This window comes from Vibrio gelatinilyticus, assembly GCF_022836845.1.
Lineage (GTDB): Bacteria > Pseudomonadota > Gammaproteobacteria > Enterobacterales > Vibrionaceae > Vibrio > Vibrio gelatinilyticus.
The window spans coordinates 92,926-118,004 of record NZ_JAJNNZ010000006.1 but is presented as its reverse complement, the minus strand read 5'-3'; the positions used below and the strand labels follow the sequence as shown (position 1 = coordinate 118,004).

The window sequence follows — 25,079 nt, the reverse complement described above, 5'->3', positions numbered from 1 at the left end:
TAATATCAAACTAAAAGGGGCTAGCTCTAATGCGTGCCCCTTTCCCTATTACTGAGTCACAGCAATCTCTTTCATCCTAATTTCACTCAGCGCCCTCTCCAAATTATCGTTGGCTAGTTTGTAATAGGACGCTTTCTTATCTATTGCTTGTTGGAAGTACGGTACCGCGTTTTCAGGCTTACCTTGAAGTAACAAAAAGTAACCGACATTGTTTAATGCTTCATAGTTTTCCATGTGGCGTGTAAACATATTTAACGCTTTGTTCTCTTGCCCTTTCGCCAGGTAAATCAACGCCATGTTATTCTGAGCTTTTTCATTGTTTGGCGCTTGTTTCAACGCTTTTTGAGTAAACATTTCTGCTTTGGTGTAATCACCTGACATATAGAATGAGTACCCTTGATTAATGAGTAGCTTAACGGAATTGGGCTTGATAGAGTAAGCCTTGTCATAGAATGATCTCGCTAATTCGTATTCATTTTTAACGTCAGACAATACACCCAAACCAAGATACGCTATCGCTGGTGACTCTTTATCAACGACTAGCTCTCTCACCTTGTCTACTGAAATGGTGTTAAATTCAATGGTGGCTTTATTGTTCATTCGAATTTGATCAGCATTTACAGAACGTAAAAAATAGGTTTCTCCTTCATCAACCCTCCCTGTTGCTGTATACAAAGCGCCTAACTGTTGCAAGGCTAATACGTTATTTGGATTAGTTTCAACCGACATCAAAAACGCTTGTTCAGCAAGCTCATTATTACCACGAGATAAGTGTATGCGTCCGATAGTATACAAGGTTTGATCTTTATACTCCGATGGCTCGAATGATAAAGAGCGTATATATTCATAGAGCGCCAAATCGATGTTCTGACTGTTTAGCGCAGCGTCACCACGCTTTATCGCTTCCACTTCAGTTTTGGGTGGTGGATCTTGCGTCAACGTGTCTATCGGACGCCCTTGGTATAAAGATGTATCATATTGGGGTTGTTCTTCTTTTGTTGCACAAGCTTGTAATGAAATACAAAGCAAACATACAATTATAGATTGAAGTCCTTTCATAGTAACAATCCTTATTCAGAAAGCTTCTTTTAATATGAGTATAGCGGGTCCAACGGCTACAATGAAAAAACACGGCCAAATAAAAAGTAACATTGGGAACATCATCTTAGTTGGCATCTTAGCGGCCATTTCCTCAGCCTGTTGGTTTCGTTTATCTCTATAATCCTCAGTGTAATCTCGTAAGGTTGTTGCAAGGCTACCCCCAATTCTTGATGCATGCGATAACATACTAACCAGCCCGTTTAGCTCTTCTAATCCTGTTCTTACTACCAGCTCTGAAAAAGCTTGGGGCAATTCTACGCCAGCTTTAACTTTGGCACACACTGTATCAAGTTCATCGGCAAGCTCAGGGTGCGATATGTAAGCTTCATTTGCCACCCTACGAAGAGCAGCTAAAAAGCCGAGTCCTGATTCTGTACACACGACCAATAAGTCAAGTACATCAGGAATCCCACCTCTAATTTTTCTTTGTCTTGTCTTGATGAGTTTCTTTAAAATAACATTTGGAATAAACAAGCCAAAGAAAACAGCCCCAATCATGCAAAAATTTCGCCAAGACGCATCTGCAAACAATAAGAAGATCAAGGCTGAAAATATCACTCCTACAACAAAAGAAAACAATTTTATCGCATAGAAATTGGCTATAGCTTTTTTGTCATGATAGCCGGCATGCATCAATTGACTTCTTATATTGTCTCGTTCTTTGGAATCACCTGGTATATAAAAAGGCGCTAATGATTCGAGCGTGTTTCTTACTCTACTATTTTCTTTCCTGTCCTCAGAATCAATCAAACCATCGACTCTTCGCTCTACATTACTTTTAACTCCAGACAATATAAAGCCTAATGTAAAAACAAAGAGTGCAACAGCTAGCAGTATAGCGCCCAGAACCAAATTGTCTCGCGTAAAGCTAATATCACTTAAAAATAAGATTAACTCATTCATATTACACCTCTAGGCTGATAACCCTTTTCATCCAGAATGCTCCAATCATCAAACTGATCATTCCAAAACCAATAAGTTTGAGGCCAGCTGGATGAGTGTAAAGCACAGACACATAATCTGGATTTATAACTTGAAGCGCGGCAAACAATGCGAAAGGAGCTAATACAAGGATCCATGCAGCCATACGACTTTCGGCTGTTAATGTCTTTATTTTTCGAGACAACTTAAACCTTGAACGCAATACTTCGGAAACCTTTTGAAGGTTTTCAGAAAGATTGCCCCCTGTATCTTTCTGTAGTAACACTGCTGATGAAAATGCTAACATGGAAACAGTCGGTACTCTGTCGGACATATTAAGGATTGCAATCCTCATATCATACCCAAAGTTTAACAAATTAAAGGTATTTCGGAACTCTTCTCCCGCTGGGTTCGGTAGCTCATCACCGACTTCCTTAAAAGATTGAACTAAAGGTTGCCCGGTTTGTAACATTCGCCTCATAATATCAAGGGCTTCTGGAAGTTGCTCTTCAAATTTCATCAACCTAAAGTTTACTTTCCAATTAATGTAAAATGTGACTGACAACACAACAAATAGGCAGAGAGCTAAACCAAAATACCATGGTTGGTTGATGAGCAATATTAATATGAACAATGCTAAGCAAACTAAAATTACCCTGGCAACCAGATCGGCAAGCCCCATCCGTATCCCGGCCAATTCCATCATTTTCTTTAAGTTAGCAAAATAACTAATCTTAATAAGATTTCGGTCAAACGGAGATAAAGATTTATTATAATGTTCATTTAAAAGGTTTATGCTTTCACTATCGAGATCACTCTTTGTCATTTCAAGACGTTTAGTTAACTCTTTATGTTTAGCTTTTTGTCCCGCCGCAGGCATAATCAATGCTTGTGAAATAATGAATACAGATACAAAAAGCAAGACAAAAAATAATGTGCTATTAACTTCCATATCACCCCCTTGGACGTTTATTCGTCTCATTAAATAGCTCATAAGGAAGATCAATGCCTCTCTTCACTAACGAACTATGTGATTCAGGGATAACACCGGTTGCTTTATAAGCACCAATAACATTTCCTTCTGAATCTACACCTTGCCGCTCAAACTTAAAGATTTCGGACATTGTAATAACTTCACCTTCCATCCCGTTTATCTCTTGAATGCTAACCATTCTTCTTTTCCCGTCTTCTTGACGTTCCATCTGGACGACTAAATGAATTGCTGAAGCAATTTGTGCTCTCAAGTTTTTTGTCGAAATGTTCCAACCTGCCATAGAAAACATATTTTCTACGCGGCTAAGTGCGTCTCTAGGCGTATTAGCATGGATGGTGGCAAGAGAACCATCGTGACCTGTATTCATCGCTGACAACATATCTACAGCTTCACTGCCCCGAACCTCACCAACTACAATTCTGTCTGGTCTCATACGAAGTGAGTTTTTAACAAGCTCCCTTTGAGTAATCTCACCTTTACCTTCAAGGTTAGCCGGCCGAGTCTCTAATCGAATAACATGTGGCTGTTGAAGTTGTAACTCAGCAGAATCTTCTATTGTAATAATTCGTTCATCTTCTGGTATAAACCCTGAAAATATGTTCAAGGTTGTCGTTTTACCAGAACCCGTACCACCTGAAATCAGTATGTTCAATTCACCTTTGACGGCTCCTTCAATAAATCTTGCCATATCATGAGACAGAGAGTTCAGTTTAAGTAAGTTATCCATAGTTAGTCGGTCTACGGCAAACCTACGAATCGATACTGACGGGCCATCAATTGCCAATGGGGGAATAATTGCGTTGACACGAGATCCATCCTGCAAACGAGCATCAACCATTGGCGAAGCTTCATCTATTCTGCGACCCACCAAACTAACGATTCTATCGATAATATTCCTTAGATGGCGATCATCAAGAAATGTATAAGGTGTACGCTCCAATTTACCCCTGCGTTCAACATAAATATGTTTAGCGCCATTAACTAATATATCGGAGACTGTTGTATCTTTTAAAAGGGGTTCTAAAGGCCCCAATCCAAAAACTTCGTCTTCGATTTGCGCGAGTACTCTTTTTCGTCCTTCGTGACTCAGCGGATGTGAATTATCATCTGCCATTAGTTGTTGAACGGCTTGGTGTAATTCCTTTTTAGCAGTCTCTTCATCAAGGCTAGAAAGCAGTCCTAAATCCAGTGTTTCTAACAACTTTTTGTGAAAATAGTGTTTTACTTCTAAATCTTGTTCAAGTTGCTTTTTCGCCTCGTCGACAGCCTTTGATTTTGCAAGTGAACGGTCGCTAGGTGTTATGTTTAAATCATGTTCTTCAAACGCTACTACCGGATCATCAACCGTGTCTATCCGTGCAATCTTCCCGGCCTCAATATTCGAGTCAGCCAATTTTTTTTCTAAGTTTGGGTTTAGGTTCTTCCGTTTAAAAAACATAATCTGTCCTCTTCCTATCTAGACTTCTAATTAAAAAACCGACTAAACCAACCCTTAGATTTTTCACGCTCTGGGATTAAGGTACTTGTAAGTTTAACGACCGACTTACTAATAATACTTTTTTTCTTGTAGTGAATTATTGGCTTTCCTAAATTTGCACTCTCGTTTGCTACTTTAAAGTCGTTGGGAATAACATGACTTGTGGTGTTTGGTAACGTTTTAGTTATATCCTTTAGGCTAATTGGTTGATTTTTATCATATCTATTTATCACTAATTCAATTGAATCAATAGGTAATCCAAAGTCGAATTTTAATTCTTTAACTATTTGATTAGCATTTTTCAGTGACATATAGTTTTGTTGTATTACCAAAAAAAACTTTGTCGATGAGGGCAACACTGCTGAAAAAATAGGGTCAATGCCTCTAGAAAAATCAACAACAACATATTTATAAAACTGTCTAAGTAAAGGAATCAGTTCATAAATCTTGTCAGAATTTTTCATAAGATCACTATTCTGCCCTCTGAATATACTGATTGTATGAAGGTTTTTATCGTATTTTGTAACCATACTGCTTAAGGACGTTTCATCTAGGTCTGAAACGCAATCTAAAATATCACAAAAGCTATATTTCGGTTCGAGATTTAAGTATTCACTCATTAAGCCAAATTGAGTATCTATGTCAATCAAAAGAACTTGATCTGGAAACTTATCAGCAAGATCAATTGCGACATTCATAGCTATGGTTGTCGCCCCATTGCCCCCTTTAGTATTAACAAAAAAAAGTAGTTCCCCCAAATCTCTGCTTACTAACATATCTTCTGAGATGTTTTTTAACAGTGGAAATAGTTCGTTAAGGGTCGCTTTGTCGGGTAAATAGTCAGATGCTCCTAACTTTAAGGCAAGTCTCAAAGAAGCAGTATCATTTTCATCCCCAAAGACTATCAGCGAAGCTTGCATATCACCGAAAGGCAAGTTGTAATGCTGAAACTCCAAAATCTTTGCAGCCCAATGATCCCGAGCTTCAACAATTATTACATCAGGGGAATTCATAGAGGATAAAGAATCTTCTGAAATCGCTCCTACTTTCATTACTTCAATTCTGATATTTCTACTTCTAGAAAGCTCACTCGTTATGTGATTTCTAAAAGAATCATTGATATAAAGAACCCAGATATTAATATTAGTTTTTAAACTAAATTCAGTTTCCAAGTCATATTCCTTTGAAATGGGTACAGGTTCAACCATCATACGCCTCCACAATGTTCAATTGCGCCCGAAGGAGAGCCGTCGTTATTACGAATTATCCCTAAGCTTTCAATCGGCAAGATTGTTTTAAAACTGGGTACCTCAACCGCTCCAGCATCTCCAAAAAAAGACAGTAGCGGTACAAATTGAAACTTAAAACTTTCTGTGTCGATCTCAGCACTTACAAACCTAATTTGAGAAAATATTTGGTTCATCTCGTTCTGTTGGTCCTCATCATCCTCATCAGGCTCAGAAGTAAAACCGTCCACGTTAACTTCCACACCATCACGATCTAAGTAATTTATTAATAGATAAGAAGAGTCAAAGTCAGTTGGACTGTTTTCCACGACCTCTGGCAACGTTAAAATATCATCCCGACTTTCGATTGAGCAGACCACGGCTAACCTCGCAGCTTTTCTTGTCATTTCATTTAACATTTGCATAGACAGTACATAACGACTAAATTCAAAAGCCGTAAAAATGAGTAGTAACGCCACCAAAATAACTAAGGTAAACTCTATAATCGTTACACCACTCTTCTTACCTATCGTGCTTCTATAGCGCATTACGTTTCTCCATTATTGAAGAAGCTGAATAGCTAACGTTAAATGAAATATCTGTAAATGGTATTTTCACAAATACAGGTGTGTAGGTGTGACTTGCTGTAACTACTACAAAACCTTCAAATTCTTCACTAGTGTCAAGTGATATATCATTAGGCACCAACCCTGGCAGTAGAGGGGCGGCATCGTCAGCCACAACTGGCTTTCCGTAAACGACCATATTCTGGATTTCAGATAATGGTGCTATTGCCCCCCCACTTGCTGTTCCATAAACATTAGTTATAGCGAAGCGAGCACCATTACGTACCATTTTGCTCAACATCTGATTTTCAACTAGAAACTTTCCAACCTCAATATTGATTACGAACAAGAAAATAATAATTGGTGTAATCAAGACCAACTCTACTGCTGCAAGACCTTTTTGCTTTGAGGCAGTTTTCATATCAGGATTCTCCACTCGAAGGATCTTTATACAATTGGATTTTATATACACCTTCATCGCCCGGTTCAATGCCAGTAGAACCATTTTCGATTGTACAATCTTCTATAAACTGACCCACAACCCCCTCTTTATCTCCATTATCGGTAGGAGCCTTTTTCAACATAAAAAAGCAACCTACTGCTTCAATCTTTAGTGGGGTTGAACCATTTTTAGCCTCATCACAATTAATCATAGGTACTGGTAAAATACGACGCCCAGGATCTCCAGAGGTGCAATTTCCTGAGGAGGTCCCATTACACTTAGCTGCTTCAGTTCGATAGTGTTCATAATAGTCCTCAATATCACTATCATTCGAGTATGTTACTGAGCCATCGTCATTTGTAGTTTTTGTAGGAATAAATTCTTCTATGTATAAATCTGATGGGTAATCTTCAGCTGTATGCTGAGGATCATGATCGCCGAAACGAGTATTAAGGCCCTTCCCTACGGGACCAATTACGTTACCGGGTTGGCTTTGAGTTGTAATCTGTTCAGCAAAAGTCACACATTCTGTAAAACCGCCTGCAAGCGCCTCGCCGACGGTGTTACCGCCACTACCAAAATCGAGTAACTGATAATTACCAGACGTCATCGACGTCTCACTACCATCGCCGACTTTCAGCGCATATATTTCCCCAAACTCATACCCCAATACATCATCTTCAGTACTCCCGGTGCCGGCACAAACAGCCATTGGTACTACATTACATGCCGTAGTGATTTCAGAACTTGGCCCAGCAACGGCACTAGCTGCGCCTACTTTGGAGATACCAAACATGCTTACAATAAACGATCTCAGCGGCACGTTGCTTACTGAAACACGTATATAAGTATCTCCATCCGAGTCATAAGCAGCTATTGCTGCATTAGAAAAATCTTGTGGGTCATTTGAGAACTGCACTAGAACAAACTCATCAGTCTCCGAGACTTCAGTGTTACCAGCGGCACTAAAAAGAGCGGCGACAGTATCAATCGCTGCCTGTCTTGCTACCTCGTCTGATTTCCCATCACTTGCTTTTACAGCCCCAGCTAGTGCAGCGGCATCAACAGCGTTTTGAAACCTCGTTTTATTTAACATTGCATGGTTCACATCAAATGCAAAAGCTGCGAACATCATAAATAGAATGAATATAGCCGTAAAAAAAACCAGCGTAATTCCACTCTGTTTTTTCATACTTATCTTGTAATCATTACTATATTTCATCTAATTTACCTCTTTTACATAGTCTGCTAAAAACTAGTAGACATGCCTCCTACCACGTTTTCACCTGAATACGCATTTTCCCCTGTGTACACGTCGTATGCCTGTTGCATCTTCGTCCCGGTTCCTGTAGGCACGACATCTTTATTATTTGTTGTCGCATTATGGTCATAGGTTTGCTCATGCTTTAATGTTGCGACCGAGTAACCAAGTGGTTTATCATTTGCGCACCCAAACATTAGTGAACCTAAAATAAACATAGCCAGTATCTGTAGCTTCATACCTTAACTCCTTATAACTCATGCCCGAAGGAACCCTCCGAACCACCCTGGCTCGATGGAACACTACCTTCCGTATTTGTTTCATTAACCTGACTTGTACTTTCCATATCAGCTAAGTAAGAGCCTTTCCCAAGTAAATAAAACTCGATATCGTTAGGTTTGACGAATGCATCTGTGGGTAGCAAAATCTTATCTCTATCCACAGGGCGCGCGAGCCGAGGAGTCACCAGTATCACCAGCTCAGTCTCACCGGATATATATTCTTGACTGTTAAATAATTGCCCTAAGACCGGTATTTCTCCTACACCCGGCATCTTATTAGAAACATCACGAACATTTTCACTAAGAAGCCCTGCTATTCCAATTGTCTGTCCATCCGCTAACTCTAATGTTGATGACGCTGATCTCTTGGTTATTGGAGGTATAAAGTAACTCGCATTGGTATCGACAGGCGCCAACGTTAATGACCCAGAATTTGCTACTTCGCTTACCTCAACTGACAAAACAAGATTTACCTTTTGATCACTTAAAATAGTCGGAACAAACTTTACGCCTACGCCAAATTCTTTATATTCAACAGTAATACCATCTCTATTCGGTACAGGAATTGGAAATTCTCCGCCCGCCAAGAACTCAGCCTGAGATCCACTAAGCGCTGTCAAATTAGGCTCTGCGAGTACCTTCGCAACGCCATTTTCTTTAGCTACATCAAGAGCTAACGTAAACAAGGTGTTACCATCAAGGAACGTAGCCAATAAACCAGGACCACTAACCGTTGGCGTCCCAAAGATTGGCCCCACACCTCCGCCAATATCATCTAGGATGCCACCTGAGTTAGTTGCACCCCAGCCGAAGTTCCCGTTTTGAGAAAAAAAGTGAAAGTCGGAATCAAAGCGGCGGACTAAACTTCGTTGAACTTCAGCCACAGTCACCTCCAGCATGACTTGCTGAGCTCCGCCGATGGTCATCAGGTTAATAACATTGGTTTGATTTACCGTAACGTCTTGCGACGAAGTACTTGCATCAACTGTTTTACCGGCCGTAAATGTTTCGGCCAATTTAACAGCGGTATTCATTGCTTCCTGGCTACTAACTTGCCCACTTAAAAGTAACTTGTCTTGTGAGCTGTGCACCTCAATTGTTTCATTAGGAAGGAACTCATACATCTTCGATTTAACACTATTGATATCATGCGTCACTTCTATATTGATCGATTCGATTAGACGTCCACGACTGTCCCATGCCATAAGATTTGTCGTTCCAAGTTTTTTACCGATCAAAAATAACTCGTTGGAACGAAGCATAACTATATCAAGTACACTAGGATCACCCAGTGAAACCCTTTTCGCTTTGCCCGAAAGCATGACATATTCAGATTTATGATGAGGAACCGTCACAACTTTGCCACTGGATGTAGCCGCGTGGACAAACGTAACCATTCCAATTATAGAGAGTAAAAGAAAAATCCGTTTCATATCGTCACCTTAATCCTTAACTCGAATATTTGAAGACTGCGTACCTTTAATGATAGTTACACTCGGAGACACGTAGCTCTTAGGTGGAGGTGGATCTTTTTGTTGCGGGTTTCTCAATGCCAATTGGATTTTTCCACTACTATTAGCCGATAGAAGTGTCGCCGCTTCACGAGGCGTCACTTCTACGGTAACAGCGCGTACTATAACGGGCTTGTTCTCTTTGGTTCTCGCCGTTTGATCCACAGCCAACACCTTAATGTTCTTAAGTACTGTTCTAGTGTAAGCGGAATTCTTTCCTGCTGGAGTCGTTTTCATAATATCAACACGGTTGCCCGGTAATAAGAAACCCGCCACGCCGATAACATCATTCACGCGAATAGTCACAGCCCTTTTATCTTCAGTGATTATTGACGCTAATGTTGACCCTTCACCAGGCACAGAAACCCGAGACTTATGAACCACTTCTCCTGAGTACATCGTAGCGCTCGCTACTTTACCAATTACTTCTTCTTGATCTAAGAACAATGTATCCTCGTCAACCCAATCTTTTTCGAGTAACCTAAGGGAAATAAATGCAGCTTCAACAATCGTTCCTGCTGGAATTTCTTGTTCTGCCACCACAACAGGCAATCGCTCTACAACCTCTTGAACTATCTCAGGTTGTGTTTGTTGATCCATCCATTGCTTAGCAAAAAAAACCGCTGTTAAGCCTAGAACTATTGATAATAGCATCAGCAAAAACACTTGTGATTTACTCATTCTCTAATCCTCCAATCCATCGGAAGTAAAATAAAGGCGCCAAGAAGCTTCAATAACATTATTGGTTAACTTCCGTTCTTTTTCCTCAAACTTGATAATATCTTTACAAATTCCGACAACATCTTTTGGAATACAAGGATAAAAAGGAACCTTAAAGTGTGAATGTAAAAAAGATAGATACTTTAGCGCTTCATGAGTTGCCTCAAGATCATTCTTTTCACAGACAATTTGAACCAAATCAAAGTATTCATCTTCCAACAGTGGTGAAAACTCGACCTTATACCCTAGACGCCTCAAAAAAGCGGGGTCTCCAATCTCCATTGGGTTTAAGTTCGTCGAAAATGCTAAAGTTAATACAAATGGAATACAAACTTGCTGTCCACTAGGTAAGACAAGATAGTCTACGGAATATTCCATGGGTACAATCCATCGATTCAGCAATGTATCGACAGATATTTTTTGCCTTCCTAGATCATCAATTATTAGTAATCCGTTATTAGCAAGCATTTGCAGCGGAGCTAACCATACCCTATTGTGTTCGGAGTGATTAACTTCCAGCATGTCCATTGTTAGTTCTCCGCCAACCTGAACATTTGGTCTTTCACAGAGCGCCCATCGCCGATCATATTGTTGATTAAAATGGATTGTTTTGGCCGACGAGTTATTATCTAGTGGCTTATGATGTAGGTCAGAAAACACCTTAATGATGTTTCCGGAAGCATACACTGAGAATGGTATATAAACTGATGTGTCGAAAGCGTTTAGTAATTGCGCTGCGACAAAGCTTTTCCCTGTCCCAGAATGACCGTACAGTAACAACGCACGCCCCGAGTTTAGAGCAGGCCCCAGTATTGGGACCATATGTTGGGCACCCTGAACACCCTTCAGCGCATTACTTATGTTTTCGTAATTAATATTATTCAACCGAATATCTTGCCTAGAAACTATGTCGTTGTATTCTTCAAGTGTCACCGGGACTGGACCAATATATGAGTCATTTAAGAACGCCAATTCGGCATCTTGCAAGCCTGATGCAGATAGCCCATAAAGAATGTGGTGTTTGCTTACCGTGCCCGCTCCCAAGTGCGGTTGGTAAACTTCGATAAGTGACCTTTTACGAAGTGACTGAAGTAACTCTTCTACGATATGTGTACTGATACCCATCAGTTCAGAAAGTCGTAAAATATCGACTTTATTTTGATGTGCAAGGTGCTTTAACGTCAGGTTTTCAAGTACTACAACCGGAATTTTCAATTCTGAAATACTTAAAGGTACTACTGGCGGGTCTATTTGGGGCGTAAGTTCCGGCTTATTGTTTGCTGATGTTATTGCATTCATAACATTCCCTCAAATGGTGGTGCTAGACAGGAGCAATAGCGCCAGCATGATGGCCGGAGCAAAGGGTATTGCCAGCTTAGCATCAACACTTGAAGCCATATTTTTCCGTTGGGCAATATTTAACACCGCATATTGCTTGAAGTTTTCAATTAACGTAACTCCTGATCTCGAAATATTATCCAATAAATAATATACACCGATAAAACCACCGCTAAGTATGAGTAATAAGGAATAATCCCCCAGTTCATGTAGGCCAATTGTAAATCCGACAACACCGAGTAATTTAACATCACCAGCAGCCATGGCTCGTAAAATATAAAAAATCAAGCCACCAAAAAAGGCTACGAGCCCTCCGTAAACGTGATCTAGCTTGATCGAAGTTACTCCACCATATTTGATCGTAAGCAATAGAAAAGAACATCCCAACAATACCACAACCCACTTATTAGGAATTCTATTCTCCTTAACGTCAAACACCACAATGACCGATAGAATAAGCCAAAATGACACGTGTTCCATGATCCCTGTGCCTCCATGTCTTACGCAGAATAATGCGCGCCAAATCAGATACACTCTGATTGGCGCAAAACTGCATTACATTTCCCTTATTAACTTGCTGCCGGCACAGAATTAAGCGTTGTCGAAAGTTTGTTCATCAAACCATTCCAAGGATCAGCAGCAATTAATGCGATGACTATGAGAGCTGCGCCTATCACATACTCTAATATGGTCAAACCTTCTTCATCTTGTGCAAAGTCTTTTACAAATTTGATTAGCGATGACATAAGAAATCTCCTTTTTACTCGTATCTCGTTGATCGCTCTTCAAAAGTAGATGGATTAGTCGACTAATCGTTAGTACTTTTTTGTCAATAATTAGGACTTATTTAATGGGGTTGTGATGTTAAAAAAATGACAAAATAAACTATAGGCTTATAAAACAAATAAACTTTAGTTTATATTTTCGTGTTTTGGCCTCTTTAAACTCTAACCAATGTGGAGGGGTCCCTGACTTTTACTAGGGTTTATTTGCTGATTACATACATATTCATCTTCGTTTATTCTGAAGGGTTTAATTGCCAACAATATATCTATCAATAGGTTAAATATACACCACGTATTATTTTTGAGACAAAATATGATTTACTTAACGATTAATTTAACATTCATTGGTACTTTTATCATTTAGTCCTAAACTAAGGTTATAGTTTAGTGGTAAAGTCTTAAAAATGAGAGGTTTGAATGTCATACTGGTTGGGGAAATCTTACCTTTTCCTGCCCGAAGGGGTTAGAAAGTTGATGGTAGAGAAGTACGCTCTAATTGATGTTGGAGGCGATGTTTCTACAATCACTGATCCTAATGTCTTCTTTTGCTTCCTCTACGCTGATAAAGATTTTGACGAGGAATTGCTTATGATGTGTATACGGATCTGCAATAATCTCTCAAAGTCACTAATTGTCTTTCACGAAGCAAGCGTGCCGAGTCGCTTTTTAAATGACGAGATCGTTTATGCCAGTGTCGACCTTTCTCAGTCACAACACATCAAACAAATTGCGTACATTGAAACAAAGCTTCGTCGGGACAATATTTATACTTCACAAACTCAAGGTAAATCAGTAACTCAAAGCAAAAACATTTCCACATTACGGAAAAGTGTTCATGAAACAGACACTATCACCAATGTGCTCGCGTATATAGAAAAGCACTATGCTGGCACGTTAAGAGAAAGAGACGTTGCCGACCACTGCCACCTTTCCATCCCCTACTTTTCGCGCCTATTTCATCAAGAAATTGGCGAGAGTTTTCGCGATTACGTAAGCCACAAACGCATATCGCTGGCCAAGCAATTACTGAAAGACAATTCAAGGCAACAAATATCTGCCATCGCTTATCAATGTGGATTTAACGATGTGTCGTACTTTTCTCGAATGTTCAAGAAAAAAACAGGAATGAGCCCGGGTACATATAGGAATATTGGCGGCACAATAGATTTGGCGACCAAAGATAACTAGATGTGCTGAATCCGAGAACACGCTTTCAGGCCACATCTAGCGATTTTATCTAGTTAAAAGTGCAAATGGATAACAGAAACCGCAACGCAAGCTGGACGCCTAACACCTTCAATCTCGACTCTGATCTCACGTTCAATTTCTAGCCCTTTTTTAATCGGCGTGACTTTAAGCAAGGTACTTTTCGCTCTAATGTTACTACCAACTTTCACAGGATATGGAAATCTCACTTGATTCAAGCCAATATTAACCATCATTTTTGCAGTCGGGAACATTGGTTTAGTTGGATCGACGCTGTCTGTCAGTGCAGGCAAAAGAGCCAAAGTGAGGAAACCGTGAGCAATCGTCGTCTTAAACGGAGACTCTAACTCAGCTTTTACCGGATCGGTATGGATCCATTGATTATCTTCTGTCACCAAACCGAATTGATTGATTCGCTCCTGGTCAACTAGGATCCAGTTCCCTACGTGTATTACTTCACCAATTTGACGTTGCAAGTCATCAAAGAGGATTTGTGCATCTTGAGTGAGCACAATCTTCTTGGTTTCGTCTTCAACATGTGGTTCGTTAACAGCTGGCTTATGATAGTCTCTCACCCAAGATAAAAAATTGCTTGAATGGGTTTTTCCTAAGAACTCCCCCCAATATTCACGTAAACTTGGAGACATCCATTGCATAATCTCTGAGTGGTACTTCGATGAAGACTCAACTCTTTGTTTAAACAATTTCACGACTTTCATATTGACCTCAATTTAATCGCCTAGTAGAGCGCATCCCTATAGTTTGAACGACATCACAAAGTTAGGCAATCACTTTCGGGCGAACATTCGTATCCTGAACCCACAATAAAGATTATTAATCAGTTAGTTAAGGCAATAAAACAATATTTTATTATGAGATCTCTGTCATGAGTTTACCTGCTTACTACATCAAAATGACCCATTAATTGCTTGCAATTTTGAGTTTACGTATAACCATTACCTGTAATGGCTAATAAACAATCACTTAAACCAATCGGTTCTTATTTTTTCTTTACAAGCGTCATGGGCCAGAATATTATACGTCCCGAAAAGGAGAGATGGCTGAGTGGTCGAAAGCACCGGTCTTGAAAACCGGCAACCGTTAATAGCGGTTCTAGGGTTCAAATCCCTATCTCTCCGCCACTTTTTAAAGCCCGCTGATTATTCAGCGGGCTTTTTTGATCTGCATGGAAAAGATTGTCTCCGGACACTGCAATACAAACCCTTTCTCAAGCTACGCAGCTCTCAAAGAAATTTTGATGACGACTCTCATTTTCTGAAATGGTAAGCCCCTTAAACCACAGCGGCTCTTCATGATTCAAAGTGTCACCCACTGCGAGTGCGACTAACAATTCATTACCATCAAACTTCGCAACCTTTACAGCCGACGTACTATCTTTATATGACAGCATTACTCCCTTTTGCCTATCTATTATTGGCATAAGACTCTCAGCTAATTCCGGTGCTGTGCTCGTAGAGGCTATATGATACACATAGCCATCTGTTACCTTTTGTCTAACCCAGTACTCATTTGTAAAGTTGACTAGGCTTGTCCTGGAAAACAGTTTCGCCTCACTTTGTTTAGGCCATCGTGACAATTCAACCATCGTATTTTTAAATTCAGGCTGACCTGACATTGGGTCGACGTTATCGTCAATAATTTCACATACCGTCGACTGGCCTGAATTGCTTTGATTCCAGTGGATGGGGATAAATATGTCTTCCGGTTCTACGCTTTGAGAGATAGCTACACGTAACTTGAGTTTATTCCCCAAGTTCTCAACGCACGCAATATCTTTATCTTTGAAGCCAAATCGTTCGGCAGTTTCTGGGTGAATTGACACTGTCGGCTCAGGGGAAAGCTCACTAAGTGACTCTGATAACCCTGTTCTTGTCATCGTATGCCAGTGCTCTTTCGTGCGCCCTGTATTTAGTCTCACTTTATTCATGCCATCTAAGCTTTCATTCGTCGCTAAATACCTCACAGGGATCAAGTTCGCTTTTCGAGAAGGCGTTAGGAACTGCTGATCTTCAAAAAGGCGCTGGTTCTCAATGGCTGTTTGAACGTTTTCAACAGGCCATTGCTGAGGGGCAAGCTGATTGTATTCACTGTCGGTAAGTTTGGTTAATCCTTTCAGGTTTAAAGCTCGCTCAGACTCACTCTTAATCGAAGTCATACTGGCGTATTCTCGGAAAATCTCTCCTTCGTGACGATAGCTAAAAGCGTCACCAAAGCCCATTGCACTTGCAACCTGAGATACAATCCACCAGTCAGGCTTGGCTAAGCCCGGACTTGGCAATAATCGCCTTTGCCTCGATATTCGTCGCTCAGAGTTTGTAACAGTACCCGACTTTTCACTCCACCCTTGTGCAGGAAGGAGTACATTGGCATACCGAGTCGTTGAAGTGTCTTTAATACAGTCAGATACCACTACCAAAGGACATTTATCGAGCGCTTCATGTATTCTCGATTGATTTGGCAAACTGACGGCAGGATTCGTTGCCATAACCCATACTGCTTTGATTTTGCCCAAAGCGATAGCATCAAACATATCAACCGCTTTTAGCCCTGGTTTAGATGCTAAGTTTGAGGTATTCCAAAACTGAGAGATCGCGCCTCTATCACTTTTAGAATCAAATTCCATGTGCGCAGCTAACGTATTTGCCAAAGCACCAACTTCCCTGCCACCCATCGCATTTGGCTGCCCTGTGACAGAAAATGGCCCGCTCCCTACTTTGCCTATTTTTCCGCTCGCAAGATGGCAGTTTAGAATGCTGTTTACCTTGTCACATCCCTGGGAAGATTGATTCACGCCTTGTGAGTAGATGGTCAGTACTTTGTCTGTTTTAGTGAACAAGTCATAGACATTAACCAGATCTTGCTTATCCACTCCGACAAGGGCTGATAACTTGACGAGATCATCGCTTTCGAGGTGTGCTTGCATAAGCGTTTCTTGCAGGCCGTTGGTCCTTTTATTTACAAACTGCTCATCCAAACCGCCATTTCTTGCCAAATAAGAAAGTAATCCGTTGAAAAGTGCCACATCCGTTCCGCTGTTTATGGCGAGATGAAGATCTGCAATTTCGCAGGTTGCGGTTTTACGAGGGTCGATCACAATCACTTTTAACTGAGTATTTTGCTGCTTTGCTTTTTTGAGCCGATTGAACAATATTGGGTGACACCAGGCTAGATTCGATCCAACAATCACCACCAGCTCAGTATGCTCTAGATCGTCATAGCATACGGGTACGATATCCTCTCCAAAAGCGCGCTTATGGCCCACTACCGACGAAGCCATGCACAGTCTTGAGTTGCTATCAATATTTCCGCTACCAATAAACCCTTTCATTAGCTTATTCGCAACGTAATAGTCTTCTGTCAATAGTTGGCCCGATACATAAAATGCAACGCTATCTGGGCCATATTCTCTGATGATTTCGCTGAATTTGTCTGCTACATAGTTAATTGCACTTTCCCAACTTTTCTCTGCGCCATTTACAATTGGGGTTAGTAATCGACCTTCATGACTAACGGTTTCACCTAGAGCAGCACCTTTAACACATAATTGACCATAATTTGAAGGGTGTTCCTGGTCTCCACGGATCATTAAAGAACCGTCCAACTTTGGTTTTGCTTCTACACCACAACCAACGCCACAATACGCACACGTCGTTTTTATCCAACCATCTGAATAAGACATACATTACCTTAAACTTTCAATACTTAATTCTTCTTAAAGCAATTTACATACCGAAAACCATAACCACACAAAAATATAATGCGCGCTTATATATATAGCCTGCAATAGGTACCTTCCTTTATTAGTGAATACTTATTGCACCACTTTAAAGATCTTTGCACTAATATCGAACAAACCGTAATTAATAAACTTAAAAAAGACACAACCATTCATCGAAACACTTCCAATTTAATACCCCTTAAGGGGTAAATAACTATCAATTCCCTTTAGATTTAGCTGTGAAGGTTTTTTTGGCATCCATATTGCTCTGTTAACTCAATATAGAAAGTTAGATATGCAAGGAATGCAGCTATGTCATTGAACAATAGAGATAAACGAGTGAGTCACTTAGGTAAGGTGTTGTTAACTGGTGCTGGTCCAGGAGATCCGGAACTACTGACCTTAAAAGCTCTGAAAGCGATACAAACATCTGACATTATTGTTTATGACAATCTGGTCAGTGATGAAATCAAAGCACTATTCCCTTCTCAAACACTTACTATAAATGTTGGAAAATCTAAAGGTAACCATAGTTCCACTCAAACAGAGATAAATGAAATATTAATTTATCATGCATTAAATGGTTCCTCTATTTGTAGAATAAAAGGCGGCGATCCTTTTATTTTCGGCCGTGGTGGTGAAGAGATGATTGAATTAACTAATTGTGGTATTGAAGTTGAAATCATACCGGGAATAACATCTGCTTCTGGTTGTACCTCATATTCCAACATCCCTTTAACCCATAGAGGCGTTTCTCAAGGTTGCACTTTCATAACTGCACATGCTGAGAAACAGTTATCAGTAAACTGGCAAGCACTTGCACAATTAAATCAGACAATTGTTGTCTATATGGGATTATCCAAAACCGATGAAATTACACAACACCTAGTCGATGCTGGTCTATCTAAAGAGACCCCTGTAGCCCTCATTGAAAAAGGGTGCTGCCCAGAGCAAAGAACAATTCGAGGCACACTAAGTAAGCTGACCTCTCTCAAACAAAAATACGATGTTCGCTCTCCAGCACTGATTGTTATCGGTGAGGTTGTCAATATCCATACTCAACTGGAAGAACACGCTGAACTCGATAGCCAATTTGCTTTTTTGTATCAACAAGATTTCGGCAAAAGGCCCGTTACGCCTTCTGCTGTCCAAGAAACCATTTAGAACTAGGGAACAGTTATGACAAAACAACGAGTAATAGTCGTTGGCAACGGAATGGTTGGCCACAAATTTATAGACACAATATCGTCACAAGATCCTGATATTGATATCGTTACATTTAGCGAAGAGCCGAGGCTTGCCTACGATCGTGTTCAGTTAACGTCGTATTTGACGGGAAAGACCGCCGACGATTTAGCACTGACCTCCGCGAGCCAATACGCCGAAAAAGACGTGCGCTTTATTGCTAATGATAAAGTGATCAAGATAGATCGCACACATCAATCAGTGACGACCAGAGAGGGGCGAATAGAAGCCTACGACAAACTCATTCTAGCGACGGGATCCTACCCATTTGTACCTCCTATACCTGGAAATGACTCAGAGCATTGTCACGTATATCGAACAATCGAAGATCTTGATCAGATACAAGCTTCGAGTACGCTAAGTTCAACTGGCGTTGTCATTGGTGGTGGTTTATTAGGCCTTGAAGCAGCAAACGCAATTAAAAGTCTTGGTTTGAACACTCACGTTGTGGAGTTTGCTCCTCGACTTATGGCGGTTCAACTTGATGAAGGTGGCGGCACTCTCCTCAGGCGCAAAATAGAAGATCTTGGCGTTACAGTCCATACCGAGAAAGCCACTAGCGAAATCGTCCCCGGAGAACATTCGCGCTATCGAATGAACTTTGCTGATGGAAGCCATCTAGAAACCGATATGATCGTATTCTCAGCGGGTATCCGGCCTCAAGATGAATTAGCCAAGCAGTCTGGATTAGCGACAGGCCCTCGTGGTGGCATCGTCATCAACGACAACTGCCAAACAAGCGACGAAAATATCTACGCAATTGGCGAATGTGCACTTTGGGAGAATCAAATCTTCGGTTTGGTGGCTCCCGGCTATCAAATGGCTAAAGTTGCAGCTCACCATATCATGGCTAAGCCTTCTGAATCCTCAGCCCTTCTATTTAAAGGAGCTGATATGAGTACGAAGCTCAAGTTACTGGGTGTTGATGTGGCCAGTATCGGTGAAGTCCACGACAAAACACCTGGTGCTCGCTCCTATACATTTAATGATGAAATTGAGCAGGTGTATAAACGCCTAATCATTAGTGAAGATGGTAAAAAAATTATTGGTGCAGTGCTGGTTGGCGATGCGGATGCTTATGGTGCTTTATTGCAAATTAAGCAAAATGATATGCCATTACCAAGCAGTCCTTCAACGCTAATTTTACCCAATGTCGCTGAAGACGGTGAGAATGCAGTTGGTGTTGAAGCGTTGCCCGATAGCGCCGTTATCTGCTCCTGCTTTGATGTCACCAAAGGCGACATTGTACAAGCTGTAGCCAATGGTTGCAGCACGATGGCCGAACTAAAACAAACCACTAATGCTTCAACTGGCTGCGGTGGTTGTTCAGCCCTAGCCAAGCAAGTTCTTGATTGTGAACTCGCGGCGACGGGTGTAGAAGTCAACAACCATCTTTGTGAGCACTTTGCTTATTCTAGGCAAGAACTCGCCGATATCATTCGAGTCAGTAAACTGACCACTTTTGACCAGGTACTGGAACTTCATGGTGAAGGACTTGGTTGTGCTGTCTGTAAACCCACCGTTGGTTCTATCCTCGCTTCCTATTGGAATGACTATATCCTGAAGACGGAGCACGTTGAGTTACAAGACACCAATGATATCTATCTAGGCAACATGCAAAAAGATGGGACCTACTCGGTTGTCCCTAGAGTGCCTGGTGGTGAGATCACTCCCGAAAAACTCATTGTTATTGGGCAGGTTGCAAAACAATTTGACCTATATACGAAAATTACTGGTGGTCAGCGAATCGATCTGTTTGGCGCTCAACTTCATGAACTTCCAGAAATTTGGCAACAATTAATAGACGCTGGTTTTGAAACCGGTCACGCTTATGGAAAATCTCTCAGAACGGTCAAGTCCTGTGTTGGTAACACATGGTGTCGCTATGGCGTCGATGATAGCGCTGGTTTTGCGATTGAACTAGAAAATCGCTACAAAGGGCTACGTTCTCCTCACAAACTTAAGTTTGCGGTTTCTGGCTGTACACGCGAGTGTGCAGAAGCACAGTCCAAAGATATTGGCGTCATTGCTACTGATAAAGGTTGGAACCTCTATGTCTGTGGCAACGGTGGTATGAGACCGAGGCACGCTGATTTATTGGCTACAGATTTAGATAGGGACACTCTTGTTCGCTACGTCGACCGATTATTGATGTTTTACATTCGAACCGCAGACCGACTTCAGAGAACTTCCGTTTGGCTAGAAAACCTAGAAGGTGGTATCGATTACCTAAAGAAAGTCATCGTGGACGATAGCCTAGGCCTAGCTAAAGAGCTTGAGAAAGAAATGGACAACACAGTCTCTAATTACCAGTGCGAGTGGAAAACAACCATTGAAAATCCAGAAAAGCTCAAGCGATTTAGTCACTTTATTAACCATAGCGAGTCTGACACTTTGCAATTTGTCACCGTTCGAGAGCAGCGCGTTCCTAAACCAAGTCAGACCGTTAGTGAATCCACTATCGACCGAATTGATATTGTAGAAATTACAGAGTAAGGAGACTCATATGAGTGAATGGAAAACAGTATGCCATATCAAAGACTTGGTACCTCAAACCGGGGTTTGCGCCAAAGTCGGAGCGCAGCAAGTCGCCATATTTTATTGTTCTCGTACAAGTTCGATATACGCGACGTCCAACTACGATCCCGTTGGCCAAGCCAACGTGATATCGCGTGGTATTATGGGCTCAACGCAGGGTGAACCTATCGTTGCATCACCATTGTATAAGGAAGCATACAGCCTTCGAACGGGTATATGTCTCGACAACGACAAGTTGAAGTTAGACACATTCCCTATTCGAATTGAAAAATCACTTGTTCAAGTTCAGGCTCATTGATTATTTAAGGATATTTACAATGGATAGTGGGAAATTCTCCTTATTTTCTTTCACTGGAAAGATGAAAGTACTCCATCTTAGTTGGATGGCTTTTTTTGTCACCTTCGTCGTTTGGTTTAACTTTGCTCCTCTATTACAGATGGTTAAAGCAACGTTTGGCCTAACCACACAAGAGGTCAAAACACTTCTTATCCTTAACGTTGCCCTCACCATACCAGCGCGCGTCTTAATAGGTTCGTTAACGGATCGCTTTGGACCTAGGGTGGTTTACAGTGCTTTACTCGCATTATGTTCTTTACCCTGTTTTGCTTTCGCATTCGCAGAATCTTTTATCCAATTAGCCATTTCTCGATTCTTACTTGGATTCATTGGCGCTGGTTTTGTAATCGGTATCCGCATAGTGTCCGAATGGTTCCCTCACAACGAACTGGGCACGGCTGAAGGTATTTATGGTGGTTGGGGTAACTTTGGCTCTGCTGCTGCAGCATTTACACTGCCTACTTTGGCGCTTATGTTTGGTGGCGATGAAGGCTGGCGCTACGCAATCGCAATAACAGGTGTGATGAGCTTAGTATTCTCTTGGATCTTCTATAACAATGTGTCAGATACTCCAAAAGGTGCTACTTATTTTAGACCTAAACACTTGACCGCAATGGAAGTGACGTCAAAAGGCGACTTCTTTTTACTGTTGGCTATGAAAATTCCAATGTACGGTGCACTCGCTCTGCTGGCTTGGAAGTTATCGCCATCAAGCGTAGGAATGCTTTCTGACTTGGTGGTTAACGTCATTTACATCGCCCTTGCCACTTTATACCTGTATGAAGTCAGTCAGGTTTGGAAAGTAAACAAATTAATTTTCCGCCAACCTGTGGACGAAATTCATCAATACAAGTTTAAGCAAGTCGCTGTTCTTAATATCCTTTACTTTGCAACATTTGGGTCAGAGCTCGCTGTAGTCTCTATGTTGCCACTGTTTTTCTTAGAAACGTTCGAGCTCAGCCCTGTCGTTGCAGGAATGGTCGCCTCTGCCTACGCATTTATGAATTTGATGTCGCGACCTGGTGGCGGCTTACTCTCTGACAAGTTCGGCCGCAAGTCTGTGTTGTTATTTCTCACGGCAGGACTAGCAGTAGGTTACCTATTGATGGGACAAGTCAACTCAGAATGGCCGCTTTGGTTGGCGATTGCAGCAGCGATGTTATGTTCATTCTTTGTGCAGGCCGGAGAAGGCGCTGTCTTTGCAACAGTTCCTCTTATTAAAAGACGTATGACCGGACAAATTGCAGGAATGACGGGTGCCTACGGTAACGTTGGGGCTGTTGTGTATCTCACTGTACTGTCTTTCGTAGACTACCAAACGTTCTTCTTTGTTATTGCTGGTACTGCGGTAGTAGGTTTCGTTGCTCTGCTTTATATGGAAGAACCAAAAGGACAAATTGCCGAAGTCAATGACGATGGAAGTGTAACTCTTATTGATGTCGCTAGATAATCAGTAACTCAGACAACCAAGAAGGCGTTTAATGGACTCTATCTATACTGCAAACAATAAACTCAGCGTGTCATACGGTGGCTACTCTAGTGCAGGAACAAAAGAGATCAATCAAGATGCTTTCTTGGTTTACTCACCCACATCGAATAAAGAGAAAGAGAACAAAGGTATTGCCGCTTGTATTGCTGACGGCGTCAGTTGCAGCGCTCAGGGCCAACAAGCAAGCCAAACCGCTGTTGTGCAATTTATTAATGACTACTACTCAACGCCAGACTCGTGGGGAGTTAAGCGTTCTGTTTCAAAGGTATTAACGGCACTCAATAGTTGGCTGTACTACCAAGGTAGCCAACAGACTATGTTACACGACCAACTGATATGCACATTCAGTTGTATCGTGTTTAAAGGAACATCAGCACACATATTCCATGTTGGAGATAGCAGGGTTTACCTCTATCGGGATGATAAACTACAGCTGCTTACTCGTGATCATCAAAGAAAAGCCTATGGCTCACACCATTATTTGACACGCGCTCTTGGGATAGATAGCCGCTTGGATGTTGATTATCTAGCCATTAAACTCGAGACGAACGACCTGTTTTTACTCACCACCGATGGTATTCACGATAATCTAGATCCAAATGACATTGCTGCGAGTTTATCCAAAAGGGAAAATTCCTTCGAGGCTGTAGGGCAAGATCTCGCACAAAAAGCGTTAAGTGCACAGAGCAAAGACAATCTAAGTTCTTTATTGCTTTGCGTCGATCATCTAGAGCTACGTTCCCACAATGATTACCTGTCACTACTCAACAACCAAAATATTCCCCCAGCACTAAACATTGGCAATAAAATTGATCAATTCGAAGTATTAGATGTGATTCATAATGGAACGCGAAGTCATGTATACAAAGTTATCGACAAGGCCAACAACAGTATCAAAGTGTTAAAGACTCTGTCTGAAAGTCTGTCTGAAGATCCAGACGCGATTAACAATTTTCTTCGAGAACGTTGGGTTGCTTCGCAATTAAATCACCCGCAACTAATGAAGTACTATCCACAAAATGATAAGTCTAAATTCATCTACAACATTTACGAATTTTCTGATGGTTATACACTGAGGCAGTGGATTCGCGATCACAGAAACCCACCGTTAAACGCCGTTAGGGAAATTATCACCAGTATTGTTAAAGCCGTAAGGGTTCTTCAACGCTTAAATATCGTTCATTGCGACCTGAAACCGGATAACATCATTTTGCAACATGATGGTAGCATCAAGATCATTGATTATGGCGCGGCCTTTTCACTCGATAAAGACTGTATCTTTAACGGTAGAGTTAACGTACCACTAGGAGAGGCGAATTATTTGGCACCAGAAGCTATATTAAAAAGCGACTATTCACACCAGACCGACCTATATGCGATTGCAGTTATAACCTATGAGATGCTAACAGGAGAACTTCCTTATCAAAGCATCGATAGCCAGTCTCTCACGCGAGCACGTCACCATAAATGGCATTATACACCGCTACCAACACACAGAGAGGATATCCCCTTGTGGTTTGACGCTGCTATAAGACGAGCTTGTACAACCGATAAAAAAAGTCGATACAGTGTATTTAGTGAATTTCTCATTGATATCGCCAAACCAAATCAGCAGCTGATTTCAACCTACACTGAAACAGGCTTGATCAACACAAATCCGATTTTGTTTTGGAAACTTAGTACATTGCTGATATCGATGTGCGCTGTCATTGAATTGCTATTGCTAATACAAAGACAGTAGACGACTCATAGAGCCAGTTACGATTCCTTAACTACTAGGAACATAAAAAAACAAGTCAAACATTTGAAATTGTTAACTCAGCCGCACAACAACAAGCTTGTTAGAAATGTTCAAGTTTATAGCGAGTCAAATTTGACAGCCGTACGGTAAAAGAATTACCG

Annotated in this window: 22 protein-coding genes and 1 tRNA gene; 7 read left to right on the top strand and 16 right to left on the bottom strand. The window is 41.2% G+C overall.

The genetic code is table 11. The annotated features are described in order from the left end of the window. Positions 1-48 precede the first annotated feature (48 nt). From LNL84_RS09790 to LNL84_RS09725, 14 genes are all read right to left on the bottom strand, one after another. On the bottom strand, positions 49-1,059 hold the full coding sequence (locus tag LNL84_RS09790) for a tetratricopeptide repeat protein (protein WP_244357056.1): 1,011 nt from the start codon (positions 1,057-1,059) through the stop codon (positions 49-51). 15 nt (positions 1,060-1,074) lie between these two features. Beyond that, entirely contained in the window at positions 1,075-2,004 is a 930-nt protein-coding gene (locus LNL84_RS09785) for a type II secretion system F family protein (RefSeq protein ID WP_244357055.1), read from the bottom strand. A 1-nt stretch (position 2,005) separates the two neighbouring features. Then, the gene (locus LNL84_RS09780) at positions 2,006-2,974 is read right to left on the bottom strand and encodes a type II secretion system F family protein (RefSeq protein WP_244357054.1); all 969 of its coding nucleotides are present in this window, start codon (positions 2,972-2,974) and stop codon (positions 2,006-2,008) included. 1 nt (position 2,975) lies between these two features. Next, entirely contained in the window at positions 2,976-4,454 is a 1,479-nt protein-coding gene (locus tag LNL84_RS09775) for a TadA family conjugal transfer-associated ATPase (RefSeq protein ID WP_244357053.1), read from the bottom strand. Positions 4,455-4,480: 26 nt separating this feature from the next. Then, entirely contained in the window at positions 4,481-5,704 is a 1,224-nt protein-coding gene (locus LNL84_RS09770) for an AAA family ATPase (protein WP_244357052.1), read from the bottom strand. After that, positions 5,701-6,267 (bottom strand): TadE/TadG family type IV pilus assembly protein, encoded by a 567-nt coding sequence (locus LNL84_RS09765; protein ID WP_244357051.1) that lies wholly within the window; start codon positions 6,265-6,267, stop codon positions 5,701-5,703. Before LNL84_RS09765 ends, LNL84_RS09770 begins: the two co-directional genes overlap by 4 nt. Further along, positions 6,257-6,706, bottom strand: a complete 450-nt coding sequence (locus LNL84_RS09760; protein ID WP_244357050.1) for a TadE/TadG family type IV pilus assembly protein — start codon at positions 6,704-6,706, stop codon at positions 6,257-6,259. The genes LNL84_RS09765 and LNL84_RS09760 overlap by 11 nt, the downstream gene beginning before the upstream one ends. 1 nt (position 6,707) lies before the next feature. Further along, complete coding sequence (locus tag LNL84_RS09755; protein ID WP_244357049.1) at positions 6,708-7,949, bottom strand: pilus assembly protein TadG-related protein; 1,242 nt, start codon at positions 7,947-7,949, stop codon at positions 6,708-6,710. Positions 7,950-7,975: 26 nt separating this feature from the next. Beyond that, positions 7,976-8,227 (bottom strand): hypothetical protein, encoded by a 252-nt coding sequence (locus LNL84_RS09750; RefSeq protein WP_244357048.1) that lies wholly within the window; start codon positions 8,225-8,227, stop codon positions 7,976-7,978. A gap of 11 nt (positions 8,228-8,238) precedes the next feature. Continuing rightward, complete coding sequence (locus LNL84_RS09745; RefSeq protein ID WP_244357047.1) at positions 8,239-9,702, bottom strand: type II and III secretion system protein family protein; 1,464 nt, start codon at positions 9,700-9,702, stop codon at positions 8,239-8,241. A gap of 9 nt (positions 9,703-9,711) precedes the next feature. Next, positions 9,712-10,461, bottom strand: a complete 750-nt coding sequence (gene cpaB / locus LNL84_RS09740; protein WP_244357046.1) for a Flp pilus assembly protein CpaB — start codon at positions 10,459-10,461, stop codon at positions 9,712-9,714. Positions 10,462-10,464: 3 nt separating this feature from the next. After that, a complete protein-coding gene (locus tag LNL84_RS09735) occupies positions 10,465-11,799 on the bottom strand; it encodes an AAA family ATPase (protein WP_244357045.1) in 1,335 nt (444 codons plus the stop codon). Positions 11,800-11,808: 9 nt separating this feature from the next. Continuing rightward, on the bottom strand, positions 11,809-12,318 hold the full coding sequence (locus LNL84_RS09730) for an A24 family peptidase (protein ID WP_244357044.1): 510 nt from the start codon (positions 12,316-12,318) through the stop codon (positions 11,809-11,811). Between the two features lie 89 nt (positions 12,319-12,407). After that, positions 12,408-12,584 (bottom strand): Flp family type IVb pilin, encoded by a 177-nt coding sequence (locus LNL84_RS09725; RefSeq protein ID WP_244357043.1) that lies wholly within the window; start codon positions 12,582-12,584, stop codon positions 12,408-12,410. Between the two features lie 456 nt (positions 12,585-13,040). On the opposite strand from LNL84_RS09725, the gene LNL84_RS09720 reads away from it, so the two are divergent. Next, a complete protein-coding gene (locus LNL84_RS09720) occupies positions 13,041-13,811 on the top strand; it encodes a helix-turn-helix domain-containing protein (RefSeq protein WP_244357042.1) in 771 nt (256 codons plus the stop codon). 53 nt (positions 13,812-13,864) lie between these two features. Here LNL84_RS09720 and LNL84_RS09715 read toward each other — a convergent pair whose 3' ends face one another. Then, on the bottom strand, positions 13,865-14,548 hold the full coding sequence (locus tag LNL84_RS09715) for a MaoC family dehydratase (protein ID WP_244357041.1): 684 nt from the start codon (positions 14,546-14,548) through the stop codon (positions 13,865-13,867). A gap of 332 nt (positions 14,549-14,880) precedes the next feature. On the opposite strand from LNL84_RS09715, the gene LNL84_RS09710 reads away from it, so the two are divergent. After that, positions 14,881-14,971: transfer RNA gene (locus LNL84_RS09710), tRNA-Ser, on the top strand. A gap of 86 nt (positions 14,972-15,057) precedes the next feature. Here the strand turns inward: LNL84_RS09710 and LNL84_RS09705 are convergent. Next, positions 15,058-17,529: a molybdopterin oxidoreductase family protein gene (locus LNL84_RS09705; RefSeq protein WP_244357040.1), complete on the bottom strand. Its 2,472-nt coding sequence runs from the start codon at positions 17,527-17,529 to the stop codon at positions 15,058-15,060. Between the two features lie 351 nt (positions 17,530-17,880). On the opposite strand from LNL84_RS09705, the gene cobA reads away from it, so the two are divergent. From cobA to LNL84_RS09680, 5 genes are read left to right on the top strand one after another with little or no spacing between them, the layout of a single operon-like run. Continuing rightward, the gene (gene cobA, locus LNL84_RS09700) at positions 17,881-18,732 is read left to right on the top strand and encodes a uroporphyrinogen-III C-methyltransferase (protein WP_244357039.1); all 852 of its coding nucleotides are present in this window, start codon (positions 17,881-17,883) and stop codon (positions 18,730-18,732) included. A gap of 15 nt (positions 18,733-18,747) precedes the next feature. Next, positions 18,748-21,309: a nitrite reductase large subunit NirB gene (nirB, locus tag LNL84_RS09695; protein WP_244357038.1), complete on the top strand. Its 2,562-nt coding sequence runs from the start codon at positions 18,748-18,750 to the stop codon at positions 21,307-21,309. A 10-nt stretch (positions 21,310-21,319) separates the two neighbouring features. After that, positions 21,320-21,649, top strand: a complete 330-nt coding sequence (gene nirD, locus LNL84_RS09690) for a nitrite reductase small subunit NirD (RefSeq protein ID WP_244357037.1) — start codon at positions 21,320-21,322, stop codon at positions 21,647-21,649. Between the two features lie 19 nt (positions 21,650-21,668). Continuing rightward, a complete protein-coding gene (locus LNL84_RS09685; protein ID WP_244357036.1) occupies positions 21,669-23,138 on the top strand; it encodes a NarK family nitrate/nitrite MFS transporter in 1,470 nt (489 codons plus the stop codon). Between the two features lie 31 nt (positions 23,139-23,169). Continuing rightward, positions 23,170-24,918: a bifunctional protein-serine/threonine kinase/phosphatase gene (locus LNL84_RS09680; RefSeq protein ID WP_244357035.1), complete on the top strand. Its 1,749-nt coding sequence runs from the start codon at positions 23,170-23,172 to the stop codon at positions 24,916-24,918. Positions 24,919-25,079 lie beyond the last annotated feature (161 nt).

Coding starts and splice junctions, on each gene's coding strand:
- LNL84_RS09745 (WP_244357047.1), bottom strand. CDS start 9,702: ATGAAACGGATTTTTCTTTTACTCTCTATAATTGGAATGGTTACGTTT.
- LNL84_RS09730 (WP_244357044.1), bottom strand. CDS start 12,318: ATGGAACACGTGTCATTTTGGCTTATTCTATCGGTCATTGTGGTGTTT.
- LNL84_RS09765 (WP_244357051.1), bottom strand. CDS start 6,267: ATGCGCTATAGAAGCACGATAGGTAAGAAGAGTGGTGTAACGATTATA.
- cpaB (WP_244357046.1), bottom strand. CDS start 10,461: ATGAGTAAATCACAAGTGTTTTTGCTGATGCTATTATCAATAGTTCTA.
- cobA (WP_244357039.1), top strand. CDS start 17,881: ATGTCATTGAACAATAGAGATAAACGAGTGAGTCACTTAGGTAAGGTG.
- LNL84_RS09790 (WP_244357056.1), bottom strand. CDS start 1,059: ATGAAAGGACTTCAATCTATAATTGTATGTTTGCTTTGTATTTCATTA.
- LNL84_RS09785 (WP_244357055.1), bottom strand. CDS start 2,004: ATGAATGAGTTAATCTTATTTTTAAGTGATATTAGCTTTACGCGAGAC.
- LNL84_RS09705 (WP_244357040.1), bottom strand. CDS start 17,529: ATGTCTTATTCAGATGGTTGGATAAAAACGACGTGTGCGTATTGTGGC.
- LNL84_RS09715 (WP_244357041.1), bottom strand. CDS start 14,548: ATGAAAGTCGTGAAATTGTTTAAACAAAGAGTTGAGTCTTCATCGAAG.
- LNL84_RS09735 (WP_244357045.1), bottom strand. CDS start 11,799: ATGAATGCAATAACATCAGCAAACAATAAGCCGGAACTTACGCCCCAA.
- LNL84_RS09750 (WP_244357048.1), bottom strand. CDS start 8,227: ATGAAGCTACAGATACTGGCTATGTTTATTTTAGGTTCACTAATGTTT.
- LNL84_RS09720 (WP_244357042.1), top strand. CDS start 13,041: ATGTCATACTGGTTGGGGAAATCTTACCTTTTCCTGCCCGAAGGGGTT.
- LNL84_RS09760 (WP_244357050.1), bottom strand. CDS start 6,706: ATGAAAACTGCCTCAAAGCAAAAAGGTCTTGCAGCAGTAGAGTTGGTC.
- LNL84_RS09775 (WP_244357053.1), bottom strand. CDS start 4,454: ATGTTTTTTAAACGGAAGAACCTAAACCCAAACTTAGAAAAAAAATTG.
- LNL84_RS09685 (WP_244357036.1), top strand. CDS start 21,669: ATGGATAGTGGGAAATTCTCCTTATTTTCTTTCACTGGAAAGATGAAA.
- LNL84_RS09725 (WP_244357043.1), bottom strand. CDS start 12,584: ATGTCATCGCTAATCAAATTTGTAAAAGACTTTGCACAAGATGAAGAA.
- LNL84_RS09780 (WP_244357054.1), bottom strand. CDS start 2,974: ATGGAAGTTAATAGCACATTATTTTTTGTCTTGCTTTTTGTATCTGTA.
- nirD (WP_244357037.1), top strand. CDS start 21,320: ATGAGTGAATGGAAAACAGTATGCCATATCAAAGACTTGGTACCTCAA.
- nirB (WP_244357038.1), top strand. CDS start 18,748: ATGACAAAACAACGAGTAATAGTCGTTGGCAACGGAATGGTTGGCCAC.
- LNL84_RS09770 (WP_244357052.1), bottom strand. CDS start 5,704: ATGATGGTTGAACCTGTACCCATTTCAAAGGAATATGACTTGGAAACT.
- LNL84_RS09680 (WP_244357035.1), top strand. CDS start 23,170: ATGGACTCTATCTATACTGCAAACAATAAACTCAGCGTGTCATACGGT.
- LNL84_RS09755 (WP_244357049.1), bottom strand. CDS start 7,949: ATGAAATATAGTAATGATTACAAGATAAGTATGAAAAAACAGAGTGGA.